Source organism: Klebsiella sp. RHBSTW-00484 (assembly GCF_013705725.1).
Lineage (GTDB): Bacteria > Pseudomonadota > Gammaproteobacteria > Enterobacterales > Enterobacteriaceae > Klebsiella.
In genome coordinates this window covers 1007623-1026571 of record NZ_CP055481.1, presented here as the reverse complement: position 1 = coordinate 1026571, position 18949 = coordinate 1007623, and the positions used below count along the sequence as shown (strand labels likewise).

14 protein-coding genes and 1 pseudogene are annotated in these 18949 nt (G+C 48.2%); 1 reads left to right on the top strand and 14 read right to left on the bottom strand.

Annotated features, from left to right (window positions below; translation table 11 throughout):
* Window positions 1–98: 98 nt before the first annotated feature.
* The 7 genes from HV213_RS04980 to HV213_RS04915 all read right to left on the bottom strand — a co-directional run bounded on the left by HV213_RS04980 (window position 99) and on the right by HV213_RS04915 (window position 10960).
* The gene (locus HV213_RS04980) at window positions 99–866 is read right to left on the bottom strand and encodes an oxidative stress defense protein (protein WP_181484915.1); all 768 of its coding nucleotides are present in this window, start codon (window positions 864–866) and stop codon (window positions 99–101) included.
* A 90-nt stretch (window positions 867–956) separates the two neighbouring features.
* The gene (argO, locus tag HV213_RS04975; RefSeq protein ID WP_181484914.1) at window positions 957–1592 is read right to left on the bottom strand and encodes an arginine exporter ArgO; all 636 of its coding nucleotides are present in this window, start codon (window positions 1590–1592) and stop codon (window positions 957–959) included.
* Between the two features lie 169 nt (window positions 1593–1761).
* Window positions 1762–7800 carry a calcium-binding protein gene (locus HV213_RS33185; protein WP_228288592.1) on the bottom strand — a complete coding sequence of 2013 codons (6039 nt, stop codon included), beginning with the start codon at window positions 7798–7800 and terminating at the stop codon, window positions 1762–1764.
* A 649-nt stretch (window positions 7801–8449) separates the two neighbouring features.
* Window positions 8450–8893, bottom strand: a complete 444-nt coding sequence (locus HV213_RS04930) for a hypothetical protein (protein ID WP_181484913.1) — start codon at window positions 8891–8893, stop codon at window positions 8450–8452.
* Between the two features lie 334 nt (window positions 8894–9227).
* Complete coding sequence (locus tag HV213_RS04925) at window positions 9228–9809, bottom strand: hypothetical protein (RefSeq protein ID WP_181484912.1); 582 nt, start codon at window positions 9807–9809, stop codon at window positions 9228–9230.
* Between the two features lies 1 nt (window position 9810).
* Window positions 9811–10251, bottom strand: coding sequence for a hypothetical protein (locus HV213_RS04920; RefSeq protein WP_181484911.1), 441 nt, complete (start codon window positions 10249–10251; stop codon window positions 9811–9813).
* Window positions 10252–10693: 442 nt separating this feature from the next.
* Window positions 10694–10960, bottom strand: a complete 267-nt coding sequence (locus HV213_RS04915) for a hypothetical protein (protein WP_181484910.1) — start codon at window positions 10958–10960, stop codon at window positions 10694–10696.
* 963 nt (window positions 10961–11923) lie between these two features.
* Between HV213_RS04915 and HV213_RS04910 the strand changes: the two genes are divergently transcribed.
* Window positions 11924–12618, top strand: a protein-coding gene (locus HV213_RS04910; RefSeq protein ID WP_181483804.1) for an IS1-like element IS1N family transposase whose coding sequence is annotated in 2 segments (ribosomal slippage) — window positions 11924–12170 and window positions 12170–12618 — 696 coding nt in all. Because the reading frame shifts where the segments join, the coding sequence is not laid out codon by codon here.
* On the opposite strand, the gene HV213_RS04905 is transcribed toward HV213_RS04910, so the two are convergent.
* The 7 genes and pseudogenes from HV213_RS04905 to fbaA all read right to left on the bottom strand — a co-directional run bounded on the left by HV213_RS04905 (window position 12615) and on the right by fbaA (window position 18920).
* Complete coding sequence (locus HV213_RS04905) at window positions 12615–12842, bottom strand: hypothetical protein (RefSeq protein WP_181484909.1); 228 nt, start codon at window positions 12840–12842, stop codon at window positions 12615–12617. The two genes, HV213_RS04910 and HV213_RS04905, sit on opposite strands and share 4 nt — an antisense overlap.
* A 1-nt stretch (window position 12843) precedes the next feature.
* On the bottom strand, window positions 12844–13284 hold the full coding sequence (locus tag HV213_RS04900; RefSeq protein ID WP_181484908.1) for a hypothetical protein: 441 nt from the start codon (window positions 13282–13284) through the stop codon (window positions 12844–12846).
* A gap of 703 nt (window positions 13285–13987) precedes the next feature.
* The gene (locus HV213_RS04895) at window positions 13988–14209 is read right to left on the bottom strand and encodes a hypothetical protein (RefSeq protein WP_181484907.1); all 222 of its coding nucleotides are present in this window, start codon (window positions 14207–14209) and stop codon (window positions 13988–13990) included.
* Between the two features lies 1 nt (window position 14210).
* Entirely contained in the window at window positions 14211–14651 is a 441-nt protein-coding gene (locus tag HV213_RS04890) for a hypothetical protein (RefSeq protein WP_181484906.1), read from the bottom strand.
* Between the two features lie 704 nt (window positions 14652–15355).
* A pseudogene (locus tag HV213_RS04885) lies at window positions 15356–16684 on the bottom strand (IS4 family transposase).
* A gap of 108 nt (window positions 16685–16792) precedes the next feature.
* Window positions 16793–17653: a small-conductance mechanosensitive channel MscS gene (gene mscS / locus HV213_RS04880; protein WP_181484905.1), complete on the bottom strand. Its 861-nt coding sequence runs from the start codon at window positions 17651–17653 to the stop codon at window positions 16793–16795.
* A gap of 187 nt (window positions 17654–17840) precedes the next feature.
* Window positions 17841–18920 (bottom strand): class II fructose-bisphosphate aldolase, encoded by a 1080-nt coding sequence (gene fbaA, locus HV213_RS04875; RefSeq protein WP_112216558.1) that lies wholly within the window; start codon window positions 18918–18920, stop codon window positions 17841–17843.
* Window positions 18921–18949: the final 29 nt, after the last annotated feature.

The following is an 18949-nucleotide window of genomic DNA, read 5'->3' as shown; positions in this document are numbered from 1 at the left end:
GGATATATCCTCACTTCATCAGGGGAAAGACTTTTGTCGTGCTCCCATTTTTACAGATGGTCACAGAAAAAACCCGGCACGAATGCCGGGCAATCGAATTACTGTGCCGCTTTTGGCTCTTCAGCGGGTTTCGCTGGCGCAGCGGGTGCTGGCGTAGGCTGGGTCGGTTGCAGTTCAAACACCACATCAACCTGGTCATCAAACTGAATCGTCGCCTGCTCATAGGTTTCCTGGGCAGAAACCGGTGCTGCATCGGCCTTCATCATCCGCACCATCGGGCTTGGCTGATAGTTAGAGACATGATAACGCACGCTATAGACTGGCCCCAGTTTACCGTGGAAGCCTGTCGCCAGCTCTTGCGCCTGATGAATAGCATCATCAATCGCCGCTTTACGCGCTTTGTCTTTGTAAGAGTCCGGCTGCGCAACGCCCAACGACACGGAGCGAATTTCATTCAGACCGGCTTTTAACGCCCCATCCAACAGGCCGTTTAGCTTATCTAACTGACGCAGCGTGACCTCAACGGTACGCACCGCGCGGTAACCCTTGAGAATGCTTTTGCCATTCTGATAATCATAATCAGGCTGGGTGCGCAGGTTGGCCGAGTTAATATCTTTTTTTCCAATGCCGCTCTTTTCCAGGAAAGAAAGATACTGAGCCACGCGCTCATCGGCCTGTTTCTTTGCCGATGCCGCGTCTTTCGCGGAAACGTTGACTTCAATCGCCAGGGTTGCGATATCAGGAACCGCAGCAACGCTGGCGGTTCCTGAAGTAACAATATGTGGACCATTCGGCAATTCATTTGCCTGAACCGCCATTGCGCTAAATCCGAGTGCCGCCGCCAGGGCCATGACTTTTAACTTCACTGTCGTTTCTCCATCTTACATTGGTCGTCCATACACAGACGCATGCCTGCAAGCTTAGCGCGTACGCGTGGAAAGTCCATCGGACAAGGCTTAGTTAAGCAGCATCTGCACATGCGCCAGGCCGTCTTTCGCCAGCTGTAGCGCAATCACCCACATCACCAGGCCGACCAGCACGTTAATAATGCGCTGTGCCTTCGCCGTGCGCAGACGCGGGGCCAACCAGGCAGCCAGCAGAGCCAGACCAAAAAACCATAAGAATGAAGCACTGATGGTGCCTAACGCGAACCAGCGCTTTGGCTCCATAGCTAACTGTCCGCCCAGGCTGCCGAGCACCACGAAAGTATCAAGATAAACGTGCGGGTTGAGCCAGGTCACCGCCAGCATCGTGACGATGATTTTCCAGCGTCCCTGCTTCATGACTTCCGCACTGGCCAGTTCCAGATTGCTGCTAAAAGCCGTTTTTAACGCGCCGAAACCGTACCACAATAAAAAGGCCACGCCGCCCCAGGTTACCAACGCCAGCAGCCACGGAGACTGCATCAATAGCGCGCTACCACCAAATATACCGGCGCAGATCAGCAGCAAATCGCTGATAGCGCATAGCAGCGCAATCATCAGATGGTACTGGCGGCGAATGCCCTGATTCATCACAAACGCATTTTGCGGGCCGAGAGGCAAAATCATTGCCGCTCCCAGGGCAAGGCCCTGAAAGTAATAGGATAACATTGGGAGTGATTTCCACTGAAAGAGTCAATGCCGGGAATATAGCGCGCAGTGAGCATTAGCGGAAATTTATAATCTTAATTGCCAATAAGAATAGCTAATAATACAGGTAAAAAAGCGGAGCGGCCTGCTGGTCAGCTCCGCGTTAACTAAATGACGTGGTCAACGGTTTTTACATACCCATCAAAGAATTGACCGATGATCGAGAAGTACTGAGCGATGGCGCCATATTCAACGCGCAGTCATCGTCGCCTTCATCATTCGCCACAAACAGCGCCATCTGCTCGCGTACCCGCTGCTGCGAAACCGGAGTTGTTGCGGGCTGAAGCATGGGTAAAGGGATATTATCCTCAGTATGGTTCAGGATATCCTGGACCAGCCAGTCGGTACCGTCAGCAAAGGCAATATGCTCAACCTGATACCGCGCCGAAGAGAAATATTTCGCCACTCTTACGCTGTCCGCACTACCTTTCAAGCCGATGAGTAAATCATCACCGCTGCGCTGGACGATGGCGTTTTCCGCCGTTATGCCTTCACCAAAGCGTAGGGTATCGCTGTCGCCGAGGCTGCTGCTGCCTTCGCTAATCGTGTCCTGGCCGTCTCCGGTATTGAACAAATAGCTATCGCTACCATATCCTCCTTTAAGAACGTCGTTACCTGCGCCTCCCGCCAGTTGGTCGTTGCCACTCCCGCCATCCAGATGGTCATCACCTGCGCCACCGCTGAGCCAGTCGTTTCCAGCGCCGCCAGCCAGCGTATCTTTGCCGTCATCGCCATACAGGGTATCTCTGCCCTCGTCGCCTTTCAGAGTATCGTCGCCTGCACCACCGGCCAGCAAATCATCCCCGGTTCCACCAGAAAGCGTATCATTACCGTTCCCGCCGTATAATGTGTCGTCTCCATTGTCACCCGATATTTTATCGTCGCCATCATCCCCATACAGCGCATCGTTACCGTTGGCGCCGTACAGAGAGTCATTACCGCCCGCCGCGTGAATTTCACTGCCTTCGTCATAAGCGTAAAGCGATTGTGCTTCGTCGGATCTTGCATAACGAAGTATCTTGCTATGTATGTTTGTATCGTCCCAAACAGCACCGTCGGCGAAAACAATACGCCCTACCGGCTGGGTCTTACCAAAATAGTCATTTATCGTCACGCTGTCGTTGCTGTCGCGGAAGCTGATAACCAGATGGTCGCCGTTGCGCCGGGTAATTATATCTTTTTCCAAAAGTCCTTCGCCAAAACGCAGCGTATCGACTCCACCGTCATACCAGTCGCCGTTGATTTCGTCCTGGCCGTCTCCCGCGTTAAACAAGTAGGTGTCATTACCGTCTCCACCACACAAAACATCATTACCCGCGCCGCCGACCAGCAGATCGTCACCGTAGCCGCCATCCAGGACATCATCGCCATCATCGCCATATAACTTATCGTTGCCGTCAGCCCCTTGTAGAGTGTCATCTCCGCCGGCTGCATGAATTTCACTGCCGTTCTGAAAAGCTTCCAGCGTCTGCGCATCGTCGCGCCCTTTTAAAGTCAATGCCTCAACGGCGGCATAATCCCATTCAGAGCCATCCGCAAAAATGATTCGAAAATATGGGCGATAGTACTGAAGAAAGTATCTATCCAGGGTAATACTGTCACCGCTGTCCGGAAAAACGATAATCAGCGAGTCATCGCTGCGAGTGACCGTGGCCGCTTCGGCCTGCAACCCGCTGCCAAAGCAGAGTCGATTGTTCCCCCCATCGAACGCGGGCAATTCGCAGATAACATCCTGCCCGTCTCCGGCGTTAAATATATAGGTGTCGTTGCCCTCGCCGCCCTCAAGCCAGTCGTTTCCCTTGCCGCCGGCCAATGTGTCATTACCATACCCACCTGACAACGAATCATCGCCTTCGCCACCGGAGAGACTGTCGTTCCCCTCTGCGCCCTCAAGCCAGTCATTTCCACCGCCAGCATGAATCACACTACCTTCCTGATAAGCGACCAAATTATCGTCGTCATCCGTCCCGGCCAGCGTCTGCGCTTTTATCGTGGCAATATCCCACGAAGAACCATCGGCAAAAATAAGGCTGTCCAGCGAAGATACCGTCGTTTCAAAACAGTTTCTGACTGTGATGCTGTCATTGCTGCCTTCAAAAGTAATGAGGAGATCGCTGCCGCTACGCTGAACTCTGGTATTTTCCGGCGTCAGCCCTTCGCCAAAACGCAAAACATTTCTATCACGTTTATCGGCATAGCCTCGATCATCAATAACATCCTGACCATCGCCTGCGTTGAATACATAGGTATCACTGCCTTCACCACCGGCCAGGATATCGTTGCCCGCACCACCGTTCAGCCAGTCATTGCCATGCTTTCCATAGAGTTCGTCATCACCGGATGAACCATTCAGGGAATCATCATTATCTCCCCCCTCAAGAAGACCGCCGTCTGCTGTCGCGCAGAGAGTTTGCGCGGCATCTTTTACAACCCTTGTCGCAGCATTGATTTCCGGGGCATCCCAGACGGTACCGTCAGCAAAGATAATCTGTGAGAGCAGAGAATGGGGGTCAACAAAGTAGTCCTCAACGAGGATGCTGTCACTGCCATCGCGGAGCGCGACGATCAGGTTACCGCCATCCCGTCGCAGCACTATCTCTTCTGGCAGAATACCTTCAGCAAAACGCAGGATGTCGTGGCTAAGATCCTCTGGCTTTCCCCACTCAGAATAGCTGCGGTAAATACGGTCGTTGCCGTCACCTTTACTGAACAGATAAGTATCATTACCATAGCCGCCGGAAAGTGCGTCGTTCCCTGCACCGCCGGACAGAATATCGTTGCCGCCGCCGCCATACAGCCTGTCATCTCCATCATCACCAAACAACACATCATCTCCCCGCTCGCCTTCAAGCGTATCATCCCCACCAGCGGCATGAATTTCGCTACCTCCCCGCCAGGCTTCCAGAGTTTGATCATCCTCTGTCCCCATCAGCACTTTGGTTTCTACATCGGCCTGGTTCCAGACGGTACCGTCGGCAAACATCAGCGTTTCAACTTTATGTTCGTCAGCTTTGAAATAATTCTTTACCGTCACGCGGTCATCGCTATCCCGGAAGGTTATGACTAGATCGTCCCCGTCCCTACAAAGCAGTGTCTGCTCAGGCGACAGTCCCACACCCAATCGGAGTCGATCCTGGCCTGCGAGCGTCGCCCTGGTGAGGCTTTCTTCTTCCCCGCCATTCAGAAAGTAGCTCTCTTCAATATCACCGCTGTATTCGTGAATCACATCCTGACCATCGCCAGCGTTGAACAGATAGGTATCGTCCCCCTCCCCGCCAACCAGATAGTCGCTTCCTTTTCCGCCGCTCAGAATATTAGCTTCGGTATTGCCGAATAAAGATTCATTGCCATCGCCGCCAGTGAAAAAGTCGTCCTGGTTTTCTGCTTTATCCGGTGATGGATTAAGCTCAGCCTCATTTGAAGATTCGGTATACTGAAACGTTTTATCGTCTGCCAGATAATCGGCCATTTCCGGCTCGCGCTGAACCAATTCATATCGAAGCTGCGCGAGTTTGTTCCGGTTATAGTCGGAATAGACAGACAGGTTAATTAACGCGGTGCTGACTTCAGTGAGCAGGCTATATTTCCCAGCCTGGTAGAGTGAGGTAAACAGTGCTTCCGCCGCTGTCAGGCTAATCACAACTCCCGCTACGCCTGAGTTGTATCCCGTTAAAACAACGTCTTTCAGGTATTCATATAAAACGGTCTGCGCCTGTAGCTGCGCTTTGGTGTAATTTCTGAACTGCTGAAATTCTTTCAGCAACAATGTTGATGGTTCCGAGGCGATATATGAACCGTGAAGCCAGTGCTCATATGAGGACGCGGTAAGCTGTTCAAGCAAGGCAACCTGCTGCGCGGTAACGGAATACAGTTGAGTTGTTGAGACATCCTGAACTCCCGCCCATTGGTAAATTAGCCGATCCAGCAGCGCTTCTTTTTGGCCACTGTCAGTTTCCGCAATGTATTCGGTGACCAGTGCTTTTAATATATCGTCCCGGGCCATTGCTTCACGTAGATCGGCTACGTTGCCAAACCCTCGGGCGTTCGGCAACTGGATCACATCGGTTGTAAGGGGAACGTCATTGACGTGAACCCGCTCTGATTGATCTGTCTTAAACCAGACGTCCGCACTGTCCGTTGTCCTGCCGTCCGCCCACCTGACCGTACTGGTCTGCCGGTGCTCTTCGCCCTGGGCATCCTTATAGGTAGAAGAGGCGTAGCGAATGTTAATCGCCTCTATCCCGATCTCGTCCAGTGTGACGAGTTCCCCGTCATTCGTTTGACCGTTGCTGTTTTTATCCTGCCAGATTTTCAGCGACGACCAGGCCCTGTCACGGCTGTCCAGCACGCCGTCCTGATTATCGTCCAGTTCCTGCAGCGCCTGGAAACCATTGCTGGCGCTGCTGCCATCCCGCAATAACGTATGGTTGCCAAACAGCTCTCGACCGTTATTGATTTTGCCATCACCATTCAGATCCCGCGCCAGCAAACCGTCGCTAGCCGCCACCCAGCCGCTCCGTTCCCTGACGCCGTCACCGCCATAATCAAAATAAACGCCCCTGCCGGGCAGGGTTTCCACGCCATTACCATTTAAATCTATCGCCACCGGATCTATGTTTTCCGCCTCTCCGGTATCCGGCGTTTTGTCTTTCCCCTCTCCAGTGCCTGAAGAGGCTTCCTCGTCATTTTCCTCTTCATCATCACACCGGATGGTAATACCTAATGCTGACCAGACCTTATTCCCGGCTGAGTCGGTCTCAGCTCTTGCCCATTTTTTAAAATCAGCGATCCGCAACCCACCGTTAATAACCAGGGTGTCGCCAGCAAAGGTATATTTATTTCCGGCATAATCGCTGTAGGTTCCGTCAGGGTCGCCTTCTGCATGGCGGGCTTCTTTTAATTCCACCTGACCACCGTCTGCATTTGCGAGGAATACCGCTCCGTTTATATCGGTTTCTGCTGAGAGAATAATGGTATCGTGTTGATCGACAACGAAAGAGTTAAAGCCTTCACCACCATAGAGGGTATCGGCAGCACCGTCTCCAACATCTTCCCGGCTGCCACCAAATAAAACATCATTTCCCTCGCCCCCCTCGATATAGTCTTCTCCGTCGCCCCCCGTCAGTACATCATTTCCGCCGCCGCCATACAGGCGATCTTTGTCTCCTCCACCGGTAATTTTCTCGCCTTTATGACTGCCGAATATTATTTGCCGGTCATTTGCGGAAATACCTGATCCATCAATACTTAACTGCATATAATCACTGCCGGCGAGCGGTGTACTCATATCGACAAAATCATAGTTTCCATTCACAGCAGAAGTATTTAATTCATCACCGACATCCAGTCCTTGCCGCTGATACTGAATGCGCCAGTACGCCATTTGCGCCCGATCCTGCCAGTACTGCTGTGAATAGCTGTCATACTGATATCCAGGATCGGATGCATAAGCTTGATAGTCGAAATCGGTAATCACGAAGGGGTTGAGGTTAATCAATGCATAACGGTATGCCAGGCTGTTTTTTGCCAGCTCCGCCATTGCTGCCGCGCTGGAGCGCGTATCCAGCGTATAGCGATGTTCAGCCGTGAACCCTGGCGGCAGACGATCGGGAACCTGCCCATTAACGCCGTAATACAGATTTTTCATGCGATCCAGAATGTCCATGATTCCGTTGGCATCCCGGTCGCGGATTAAATCAGCGTACTGGTCGACCGTCTCTTCGGTAATATACCCACCCAGAACAGCCGCACCCAGACCAACCGCAGCAATTACAGCGGCCGGAGCGCCTGCGGCAGAAGCCAACGCGCCACTGGCGACACCAGCAAGAATACCGATGGCTTCGCTGCCAAACTCTTTCGCGGCAAATTCGAGCCAAACCGCCAGCGCTTCATCTTTATCGCCACGCTCCATCGCCGCAGACGACTCGGCCGCTGCCATCGCGAGCGATGTTCCTAATAGCAGTTTACCCGCCAGAGGCGCATGTTTAGCCAGCTTAGTCCCTGTTTCCGCGAGAAAATCAGCCGTCTTTTTAAAGCTGCTCCGTTCTTCATCGCTTATTCCCGCCAGGTTTCGTTTGAGATTATCAATATTGTCAGGCGTTTCATAAGTTTCAGTGTTATAGTCAAGCCAGTCGTTAATATTACCTTTGGCGACATCCGAACCGAACATATGTAGTCGCGCCGTATTTTGTATATGTTCAAACGCTTCGTTAAGACCCTTTTTTTCCAGTGCCTCACGGGGGATACCTTCTATAAAGGTGACGTTCGGATTTTTAAGAAGAGCGGGGAGTTCAGTTTGATAGAAAATACTAAATTCTGAGGCATCTGTGGCGAGAATGCGGAAACTGCCGGAGGCTTCTTCGACATAGCGTTTAGATACTTGATCCCATATGGAATCGCTGGCGATTCTTTTTCCTGAAGCATCATTTCCGCTTATGGCTAATTCGTGATCTCTGTTTAAAATATCATACTGTTCACCCTGGGATAAATCTTTAAAACCGGGGATATTTGCTCTGTATTCATCCCGTCGGGCTAAAAAATATACTCTCTTAAAAAGTTCATTCTCAAGAAGCATTCCTACATGCGTATCAGCGATTACCAGAACATTTCTTTTTTTATTGCTTATATCGGTAGCCGTCTTCAATAATTTAATATCATCAGTATTTCCACTGTAAAGCAGATATATACTATCCGGACCCGCCTGTAGGGCCCTGGCTGACGTGTCGGCAATCAGTTTTTCAAGAGCCGCGACGCTTTCCTTTCCGTCACGCAGCAATATTTTTAACTGTTCAACCGCTTCGAAATAGGTATAAGCCATATTAAGACCTTATCTCCTGAGCAAACTCAAAAGCAGGATCAAACACAGCATCAGCGAAAATATCGGTAATACCCAACCCCCAGTAACCAGTACACTCTAGCCCTGCTAAAATTAAATATTTCACCCGGTAAGTTTCATTATCCAGTAAGGGGCTGTCATGAATAAACCTTACAGTCTTACGATCAATCAACTGAAAAACAATATAATTTTTACCAATTCTTAATATATACAAGTGTCTTGGATCATAAACTGGACTGCCGCCCAGACGCAGCAGGCAAAAACTGGCATCCTCTTCCTCATTAATATACCAGTAAAGGGGGGGATGTCCGCAGGCACCTGTAATCCGCCCCCCCCCCGTAGCCTGGTAAACCCGGTTCAGCTCTTCATCCTGTAGCAGCAGGGCGTAACTCTCTTCCGGTGTCACTTCAACTTTAACAAATGGCATAATAATTCCTCTCAGCATTAACAGAATGGTGTTGCTGAGACTATGCCTTGGCTTTTTATACAAAAACAATGCAGACGGAATAACACAAAGATGGAAATATGATTAAAAACAAAATATCAGAAAAGAGATAATTAAATCTCCTTAAAATATTCACACAACTAATAACCGGGAGAGAGAAAATACGTAAATTGCATTATTTAAACAGTATACAGGTAAGCCAGAGGTATCATATGATATATATATCATTATAATAATCCTGACCTGATCTATCAGGTAAGACAGAAACCAGCAGACAGCTGATATATCGATACCATACCGGCTATGGCCTTATCTATTATTTTCCTGGCTCTGGCTGTTCGTAAAGGCAGACGTTCAGGTTTTTAAAAAGGGCGGGGAGTTCAGTTTGATAGAAAAGACTAAATTTTGAAGCATCTGTGGCGAGAATGCGGAAACTACCGGAGGCTTCTTCGACGAAGCGTTTAGAGGCCTGGTCCCAGAGGGAGTTGTTGGTGGTTCTCTTGGCAGAACCGACAGACCCCTCGGTCCCCCCCCAAGCTAAGTTATGGTCTCTCTTTAAAATTTCTCCTTTTTGTTCTATCGATAAATCCGCAAAGCCCGTGATGGTTGCATCGTATTCATCCCAACGAGCATAGAAGTATGCTTTTTGAAAATCTAAATTACTAAGAAGCTTACCGACAGCAGTATCTTGTATTCTAAATATGTCATTTTTGTTAGCTATATTTTTAGATATATCGCTAAGGTATTTATCATCAAGTTTACCACTATAAAGTAAATAACGACTATTGGCATTGGCTCCGGCAATTTGTACTGATGTATTAGCAATCAGATTTTCGAAATCAGCTAAAGTCTTACATTTTTTCCACTCATTAAGTGCCTCATCATAGGTATAAGCCATACTAAGACCTCATACCTGGTGCGAATTCAAAAATTGGATCTGGTACACCATTTACACCATCAGTGTCGCCATCTCCCCATTGGCCAGCAACACTGAGCGCTGCAGTAATTAAATATTTTATCTTGTAGATTTCATTATTCAGCAGCGGACTGTCATGTAGGAATTGTATATTCCTAAATCTATATAGCCCCAAAATTATATAATTTTTTTTGACCCGTAAAATATACAGCTTTCTTGGATTATATCCAGGTGTTGATCCCAAACACAGCAAGCAAAAACTGGCATCCTCGTCCTCATTAATGAACCAGTAACGAGGTAGTGCCACATCAGCAGTTGTAACATGTCCTCCCCCAGTCTCTTGGTAAACCCGGTTCAGTTCTTCATCCCGTAACAGCAGGGCTTCGCTTTCTTCCGGCGTCACTTCAACTTTAACAAAGGGCATAATAATTCCTCTCAGCATTAACAGAATGATATTGCTGAGACTATGCCCTGGTTTTTTATACAAAAACAATGCAGACAGAATAACAGAAAGATGGAAATTTGATTACAGACAAAATATTCAGAAGTGGATAATTAAATTTCCTTAAAAAATTCACACAGATAATAACAAAGAAAGAAGAAATACGTAAAATGCATTATTTACACAGTATACAGGCAAGGGAAAGACATCATATGATATATATATTATTATAATAGCCATAACCTGTACTATCAGGTAAGACAGATACCAGAGAACAGCGGGCATCTCAATTCCACACGTCCTATGGCCTTATTTATTATTGTTCTGAATGGCTGTCCGTGAAGGTGATAGCCGGTTTTTTAGTAGTGCGTATCGGCAATCATTTTTCAACGGTTCAACTGCTTCAAAACAGGTATAAACCATATTAAGACCATATCTCCTGAGCAAACTCAAAAGCCGGGTCTAACACAGCATCCACTACAACATCAGCTACACCATTCCCCCAGTAACCAGCAGCATCCAGTCCTGCTAAAATTAAATATTTCACCCGGTAAAGATCATTATCCAGCAGAGAGCTGCGGTGAATAAACCTTACCGTTTTTTTACCATTAGCCAGCTGGAAAATAATATAGTCTTTATTTATTCTTAATATATACAGGTGTCTTGGATCAGATATCGGATTGTCTCCCATACACAGCAGGCAAAAGCTGGCATCTTCTTCTTCATTAACGTACCAGAAATCGGGGAACTCCCAGGCAGCCCCCGTAATCCGTCCCCCCCCCCCGTAGCCTGGTAAACCCGACTCAGTTCTTCATCCCGTAACAGCAGGGCTCTACTCTCTTCCGGTGTCACTTCAACTTTAACAAAGGGCATAATAATTCCTCTCAGCATTAACAGAATGGTGTTACTGAGACTATGCCCTGGCTTTTTATACAAAAACAATGCAGACGGAATAACAGAAAGATGGGAATTTGATTACAGACAAAATATTCATAAGTGGATAATTAAATTCCCTTAAAATATTCACGCAAATAATAAGCAAGAAGGGAAAAATACGTAAAACGCATTATTTAAACAGTATACAGACAGGTCAATGGCATCAAATGATATATATATATTAATATAATAATTATGACCTGTTCTATCAGGTAAGACAGATGCCAGCCGATAACTGATATATCAATACCATGCAGGTTATGGCCTTATTTATTCTTTCCCTAAATCTGGCTGACCGTAAAGGCAGATGTTTTTATTTTTAAGAAGGGCGGGAGTTCAGTTTGACAGAAAAGACTAAATCCTAGAGCATCTGTGGCGAGAATACGGAAACTACCGGAGGCTTCTTCGACAAAGCGTTTAGAGGCCTGGTCCCAGAGGGAATCGCTGGTGATTCTTTTTCCTGAGGTATCTTTTCCGCTTATGGCTAATTGGTGATCTCTGGATACAATGTCTCCTTGTTCTTCCAGAGATAAATCCTTAAAACCGGGAATGGTCGCTCTGTATTCATCCCGTCGGGATATAAAGTATGCGTATTCAAATCTTTTATCTCTCAGAAGCAAACCAACAGGACTGTCATCAATTACCAGAACATTTCTTTTTTGGTGATGCCTCTAATTAGTTGAATCTGATGTATAATGCGGGCTTTTGAGGTTCTTTCATGGCCAGCGTTAACATTCATTGTCCTCGTTGTCAGTCTGCACAGGTCTACCGCCATGGTCAGAACCCTAAAGGCCATGACAGATTTCGCTGCCGTGACTGCCACCGCGTTTTTCAGCTCACTTACACTTATGAGGCCCGTAAGCCGGGCATTAAAGAGCTGATCACTGAAATGGCCTTCAATGGCGCCGGGGTTCGCGATACCGCCAGAACACTGAAAATTGGCATTAACACCGTCATCCGGACTTTAAAAAACTCACGCCAAAGCGAATAACGTCTTCGCCCGTTGCTCATGCTGATGTGGCGCTTATCTGCGAACTTGATGAGCAATGGAGTTTCGTTGGCAGTAAAGCCCGGCAACACTGGCTCTGGTACGCGTATAACACCAAAACAGGGGGTGTACTGGCCTACACTTTTGGTCCCCGTACCGATGAAACCTGCCGGGAACTACTGACACTGCTTACGCCATTCAACATCGGCATGATCACCAGCGACGACTGGGGCAGCTATGGCCGGGAGGTGCCGAAGGATAAGCATCTGACCGGAAAAATATTCACCCAACGGATTGAGCGCAATAACCTGACGCTGCGCACCCGCATTAAGCGCTTGGCTCGTAAAACAATCTGCTTCTCGCGTTCAGTAGAGATCCACGAAAAAGTCATCGGGACGTTTATTGAAAAACACATGTTCTACTAATTGGAAGCATCACCTCTTTTTTTATTGCTGACATCAGTAGCTGTGTCAACTGAACGAACACCTTGAGTCTCTCCGCTATAAAGGAGATATATACTGTCCGGCCCCGCCTGCGGTACCTTTGCTGACGTGTCTGCAACCAGTTTTTCAAGCTTAGCGACGGTAACATTGCCATCTCGTAGTAATATATTCAGTTGTTCAAGCGCTTCAGAATAGGTGTACGCCATATTAAGACCTCAGTTCCTGAGCAAACTCAAAAACGGGATCGAGCACGAGATCAACAGTATCGGTAATACCCAACCCCCAGTAACCGACAGAATTCAGTCCTGCCAAAATAAGATATTTCACCCGGTAAAGATCATTATCCAGCAAAGAACTGTTATGAATAAACCTTACAGTGGTAAAACCAACCAACTGAAAAACGATATAGTTTTTATTTATTCTTAAAATATACAGGTGCCTTGGATCACACCACGGGCCTGTGCCCCGACAAAGTAAGCAAATGCTGGCATCCTCTTCTTCATTAACATACCAGCTACGAGGAGGTTTCCAGTCGGCGGTGGTAATCCTTCCCCCTCCGGCCTCCTGATAAACCCTTTGCAGTTCTTCATCCTGTAGCAGCAGGGCTCTACTCTCTTCCGGTGTCACTTCAACTTTAACAAATAGCATAATAATTTCCTCTCAGCATTAACAGAATGGTGTTGCTGAGACTATGCCCTGGCTTTTTATACAAAAACAATGCAGACGGAATAACACAAAGATGGAAATATGATTAAAAACAAAATATCAGAAAAGAGATAATTAAATTTCCTTAAAATATTCACGCAAATAATAATCAGGAGAGAGAAAATACGTAAATTGCATTATTTAAACAGTATGCAGGTAAGCCAAAGATATCACATGACATATATATCATTATAATAATTTTGACCTGATCTATCAGGTAAGACAGAGACCAGCCAACAGCTGATATATCGATACCATACCGGCTATGGCCTTATTTATTATTTTCCTGATTCTGGCTGACCGTAAAGGCAGACGTTCGGATTTTTAAGAAGGGCGGGAAGTTCAGTTTGATAGAAAATACTGAATTCTGAGGCATCTGTGGCGAGAATGCGGAAACTACCGGAGGCTTCTTCGACGAAGCGTTTAGATACTTGATCCCAGAGGGAGTTGTTGGAAGCTTTTTTTCCTGAGGCGTCTTTTCCATCAAAGGCTAATTGGTAATCTTGTTTGACAATCTATCCCTGTGCTTCCAGGGATAAATCCTTAAAACTTGGAATATTTTCTCTGTATTCATCCCGCCGGGCTATAAAGTACGAAAACTCAAAATCTTTATTATTAAGAAGCATGCCCACAGGAGTATCAGCGATTACCAGAGCATTCTTTTTTTATTACTTATATTGGTGGCAGTCTCAACCCCTTTAACATCTTCAGTATCTCCACTGTAAAGCAGATATATACTGTCTGGCACCGCCTGCGGTACCTTTGCTGACGTGTCTGCAATCAGTTTTTCAAGCTTAGCGACGGTTACATTGCCATCACGTAGCAATATATCCAGTTGTTCAAGCGCTTCAGAATAGGTGTACGCCATATTAAGACCTCTGTTCCTGAACAAACTCAAAAACGGGATCGAGCACGAGATCAACAGTATCGGTAATACCCAACCCCCAGTAACCGACAGAATTCAGTCCTGCCAAAATAAGATATTTCACCCGGTAAAGATCATTATCCAGCAAAGAACTATTATGAAGAAACCTTACAGTGGTAAAACCAACCAACTGAAAAACGATATAGTTTTTATTTATTCTTAAAATATACAGGTGCCTTGGATCACACCACGGGCCTGTGCCCAGACCCAGCAAGCAAATGCTGGCATCCTCTTCTTCATTAACGTACCAGCAATCGGGAGGTTGCCTGGCGGCAGTTGTAATCCTTCCCCCTCCGACTTCCTCATAAACCCTTTGCAGTTCTTCATCCTGTAACAGCAGGGCTCTACTCTCTTCCGGAGTCACTTCAACTTTAACAAAGGGCATAATAATTTCTCTCAGCATTAACAGAATGGTGTTACTGAGACTATGCCCTGGCTTTTTATACAAAAACAATGCAGACGGAATAACAGAAAGATGGAAATGTGATTACAGACAAAATATTCAGAAGTGGATAATTAAATCTCCTTAAAATATTCACACAAATAATTAGCAAGAAAGAAAAAACACGTAAAACGTATTATTTAAACAGTATACGAACAAGCCAAAGGCACCATATCACATATATATAATTATATACCCGTCATACTTCAAGTTGCTTATGTGTTGGCTACGGATGACTCGGCCCCTCGGGCCTCGCCTTGACGGGCCGTCGTTACACGGCGTTCAAATCTGCTCCCGGCAGATTTGTCGCTCACCCCAGTCATATAATTATCTATCTTCTGGGGACTAATGAGAGATTCCTGCCTCTCACCTTCGGCTGGTCAAATTCGTTCCCGACGAATTTATCCCTCCCTTGCCGCCTGTAAGTAACTCAAATTATTTAGGGTATAGCGGCTAAAACATGTTCTCTCAGAAAAGACAGGTAGCAGGGGATAGCTGATTTAGAAATACAAACTTTACTATTGAGCGAACTTCAAGGTTTATTCCGCAGAATCCCTCACCTGCCACCCTGAATATGTTTAGCCCACTCTGTTCCTAAGATTTTCACTGACATGAAAAAGGCCAGCATCTGCTGTAATGCCAGTCAGTTAAGACACTGACTGGCCCTTTTTCGGGGCTGAAGGGTATCTCCAGGGCCTTTCCTTTACCACTCTCGGGAAGGCCCTTTTCCTTCTTGTCGGTAATTTTACCAGTTGCCCCATACTTTCAAGATCACGCATCAGCTCCGGGATTCGCCCCGGTGAAGCGCCCTGCAGAGTCATCAGCATTCTCATTACCATTCCACATGATTCTGAGAAGCTCAGCTGATTCGGCCTGTATCCTTTCAGATGTCCCGCCATCTTAATTATCTGATATCTCACCAGATTATAAGCCAGCAAGACGCCCCACAGTTCCTGCTCCACCAGCTCCGGCTTTTTACTTCTCAGCGTCAGCCTGCTCAGTTGCATCGTCTGTTTTATCTCCCTGTATCCCAGTTCGATCTCCCATCGATGGCTGTACAGGTCTGCCATTTCTCCCCCCGGGTAACGCATGGCATCCGTCATTGACGTCAGCAGATGACAGACCTTTCCTTTGCGCGTCACGGTCAGCAGGCGGGCTGTCATCTCATTTCCCAGACCCGGCCACTTTTTTCGTGCCTGTGGGCTGGTTTTCAGCGTGACCAGATGATCGCCTTTGCCCAGTTTTCTGACCTCTTCGTACTGCGCTCCCTTTCTGAGGGGGATCATCCAGTGCCGGTGCTCTCCCGCCTGGCTCCAGGCGTTTAACAGCCCCAGTGAGTAATATCCTTTATCCATTAACGTCAGGGTGTTATCGCCGGTTTGTTCTATAAGTTCCCCGGCAAGCTCATTTTCACTGTTTTTCATCGTGCCGAAGGCCGCTGCCGTCAGCAGATGGCTGGTCAGCTCCATCTGGCAGACCATTTTGACCTGCGGGCAGAGTGCCGGGTTTCCGCCATGCGTCTGGCGGGGGAAGGCGGCATCGTTCTCTGGTGTGTCCGGTGTACGCTAGAACACACCATCGATAGCCAGCAGGGTCAGGCCGCACCAGTTCGGGTGCGGCGTGGCGTTATGCCAGCGCTGCGCTGTTTGCGTGAACACGCGGCGGACGGCTTCGCTTCCCAGACGCTGTCGTGCCTGGGGAGCGGCGCTGGGCGCCACGAAGGGACGGCAGCCCGGCAGCATGGTGTCCAGACGATTGACGATCTGATGGAGGGGTTCTTTACGTTCGAGTGCCATGCCGACAATGCACCAGACCATCATTTCCAGCGGCAGGCGGCGCTTGCGCAGGGTGACGGTGCCGGATCCCTCAAGACAGCGGGAAATAAGTTCCGGGTCCAGATAGTCGCCCAGAGAAGTCAGAGGGTTACGCAGGGGATCGTAACGGGATACCAGATCAAGAGCCTGTCCAATGTGCATAAAAAAATCCGGAAACGGGTGAGCATTTCCGGATTCTTACACAGCCACTGGATCGGTCAACCGATCCTTAACTGATCGGCATTACAGCATCTGCTGGCCTTAACCGTTTTATTCTACGTCGCGCTCTGGCACTCGCTTAAAATTCACGTCCATCTGCGGATACGGGAAGCTGATATCGTTAGCGTCGAAGTCACGCTTAATACGCTCCAGAACATCCCAATACACGTTTTGCAGATCGCTGCTTTTACTCCATACACGAATCACATAGTTTACCGATGAGGCACCCAGTTCATTCAGGCGCACGGTCATTTCACGATCTTTAAGGATACGCTCATCTGATTCAATGATAGCCGTAATCAGTTGCTTCACCTTATCAATATCAGCATCGTAAGCTACGCCAATCACAAACTCATTGCGACGAACCGGCTCGCGGGAAAAGTTGATGATGTTCCCGGCAATAATTTTACCGTTCGGAACTACCACTATCTTGCCATCCGCGCTGCGCAGGGTTGTGGAGAAAATCTGCACGTTCAGCACAGTGCCCGCTATGCCGCCAAGGTCAACGTATTCACCCGCGCGGAACGGACGGAAGACGACCAGCAGGACGCCAGCGGCAAGGTTAGACAGCGAGCCCTGTAGCGCCAGGCCGACGGCTAAGCCCGCGGCGCCGAGTACAGCGATAACCGAAGCGGTCTGTACGCCCACGCGGCCCAGAGCGGCTATCAGCGTAAAAGCAATAACGGCGTAACGAACCAGCGCAGAAAGAAAATCGGCAACAGTGGCGTCAATATGTCGCGCCCGCATCAGGCGATTCACCGTATTGGACACAATCCGCGCCACGATCATACCAACAATAATAATCGCGATAGCCGCTACGATGTTGACGGCATAGCTCAGCAGTAATTCCTGATTGCGCACCAGCCACGAACTGGCGTTATTTATGCTATCGACAACGTTCAAATCTTCCATTTAACATTCCTTATGGATACCCGGACGGGAAATAAAAAACCAAACCTGAAATAACAGGTAGGTTAAGGGTAAACAAAAAGTGTACGTTTTGCCAAACTGATCACATTTATTTAGCAACATTTCATGTCGTTCAGATAATAAAAAAGCCCGCATTTCTGCGGGCTTCAGAGTAAGAAACAGCGTTTTCTTACAGAACGTCGATCGCGTTCAGTTCTTTAAATGCCTGCTCCAGACGTGCCACCATGGTCACCTGAGCAGCACGCAGCCATGCGCGCGGATCGTAGTATTTTTTGTTCGGCTGGTCTTCGCCTTTCGGGTTACCCAGCTGGCCCTGCAGGTAAGCTTCGTTCGTTTTGTAGTAGCCCAGAATACCTTCCCAGGTCGCCCATTGGGTGTCGGTATCGATGTTCATTTTCACTACGCCGTAGCTTACGGAGTCTTTGATTTCCTGAGCAGAAGAACCGGAACCGCCGTGGAAGACGAAGTTCAGGCTGTTGTGCGGCAGGTTGTGTTTCTTAGAAACATAGTCCTGAGAATCGCGCAGGATAGTCGGGGTCAGTACCACGTTACCCGGCTTATAAACGCCGTGTACGTTACCGAAGGAAGCCGCGATGGTGAAACGCGGGCTGATTTTGCTCAGCTCGGTGTAAGCGTAATCAACGTCTTCCGGCTGGGTGTACAGTGCAGAAGCGTCCATGTGGCTGTTATCCACACCATCTTCTTCGCCACCGGTGCAACCCAGTTCGATTTCCAGAGTCATGTCCATTTTGGCCATACGAGCCAGGTATTTAGAACAGATCTCAATGTTTTCGTGCAGAGTTTCTTCAGACAGGTCAATCATGTGAGAAGAGAACAGCGGTTTGCCTGTAGCTGCGAAGTGTTTTTCACCCGCGTCCAGCAGACCGTCGATCCACGGCAGCAGTTTCTTAGCACAGTGGTCAGTGTGCAGGATAACTGGAACACCGTAGTGCTCTGCCATCTGATGTACGTGATGCGCACCAGAGATAGCACCCAGGATTGCTGCGCCCTGAGGAACGTCAGTTTTCACGCCTTTGCCCGCGATGAACGCTGCGCCGCCGTTAGAGAACTGAACGATAACCGGAGAACGAACTTTTGCAGCAGCTTCCAGAACGGCGTTGATGGAATCAGTACCCACGCAGTTTACTGCTGGCAGAGCAAAGTTGTTTTCTTTAGCTACCTGGAACACTTTCTGAACGTCGTCGCCAGTGATGACGCCCGGTTTTACGAAATCAAAAATTTTAGACATGTTACGTAGTCCTGTATCTGTATCTTCGA

Excerpts from the sequence above, each read along its gene's own strand:
- argO (WP_181484914.1), bottom strand. The coding sequence starts at position 1,592 with ATGTTATCCTATTACTTTCAGGGCCTTGCCCTGGGAGCGGCAATGATT.
- HV213_RS33185 (WP_228288592.1), bottom strand. The coding sequence starts at position 7,800 with ATGTTCGGTTCGGATGTCGCCAAAGGTAATATTAACGACTGGCTTGAC.
- HV213_RS04930 (WP_181484913.1), bottom strand. The coding sequence starts at position 8,893 with ATGCCATTTGTTAAAGTTGAAGTGACACCGGAAGAGAGTTACGCCCTG.
- HV213_RS04925 (WP_181484912.1), bottom strand. The coding sequence starts at position 9,809 with ATGGCTTATACCTATGATGAGGCACTTAATGAGTGGAAAAAATGTAAG.
- HV213_RS04920 (WP_181484911.1), bottom strand. The coding sequence starts at position 10,251 with ATGCCCTTTGTTAAAGTTGAAGTGACGCCGGAAGAAAGCGAAGCCCTG.
- HV213_RS04915 (WP_181484910.1), bottom strand. The coding sequence starts at position 10,960 with ATGGGAGACAATCCGATATCTGATCCAAGACACCTGTATATATTAAGA.
- HV213_RS04905 (WP_181484909.1), bottom strand. The coding sequence starts at position 12,842 with ATGGCGTACACCTATTCTGAAGCGCTTGAACAACTGAATATATTACTA.
- HV213_RS04900 (WP_181484908.1), bottom strand. The coding sequence starts at position 13,284 with ATGCTATTTGTTAAAGTTGAAGTGACACCGGAAGAGAGTAGAGCCCTG.
- HV213_RS04895 (WP_181484907.1), bottom strand. The coding sequence starts at position 14,209 with ATGGCGTACACCTATTCTGAAGCGCTTGAACAACTGGATATATTGCTA.
- HV213_RS04890 (WP_181484906.1), bottom strand. The coding sequence starts at position 14,651 with ATGCCCTTTGTTAAAGTTGAAGTGACTCCGGAAGAGAGTAGAGCCCTG.
- mscS (WP_181484905.1), bottom strand. The coding sequence starts at position 17,653 with ATGGAAGATTTGAACGTTGTCGATAGCATAAATAACGCCAGTTCGTGG.
- fbaA (WP_112216558.1), bottom strand. The coding sequence starts at position 18,920 with ATGTCTAAAATTTTTGATTTCGTAAAACCGGGCGTCATCACTGGCGAC.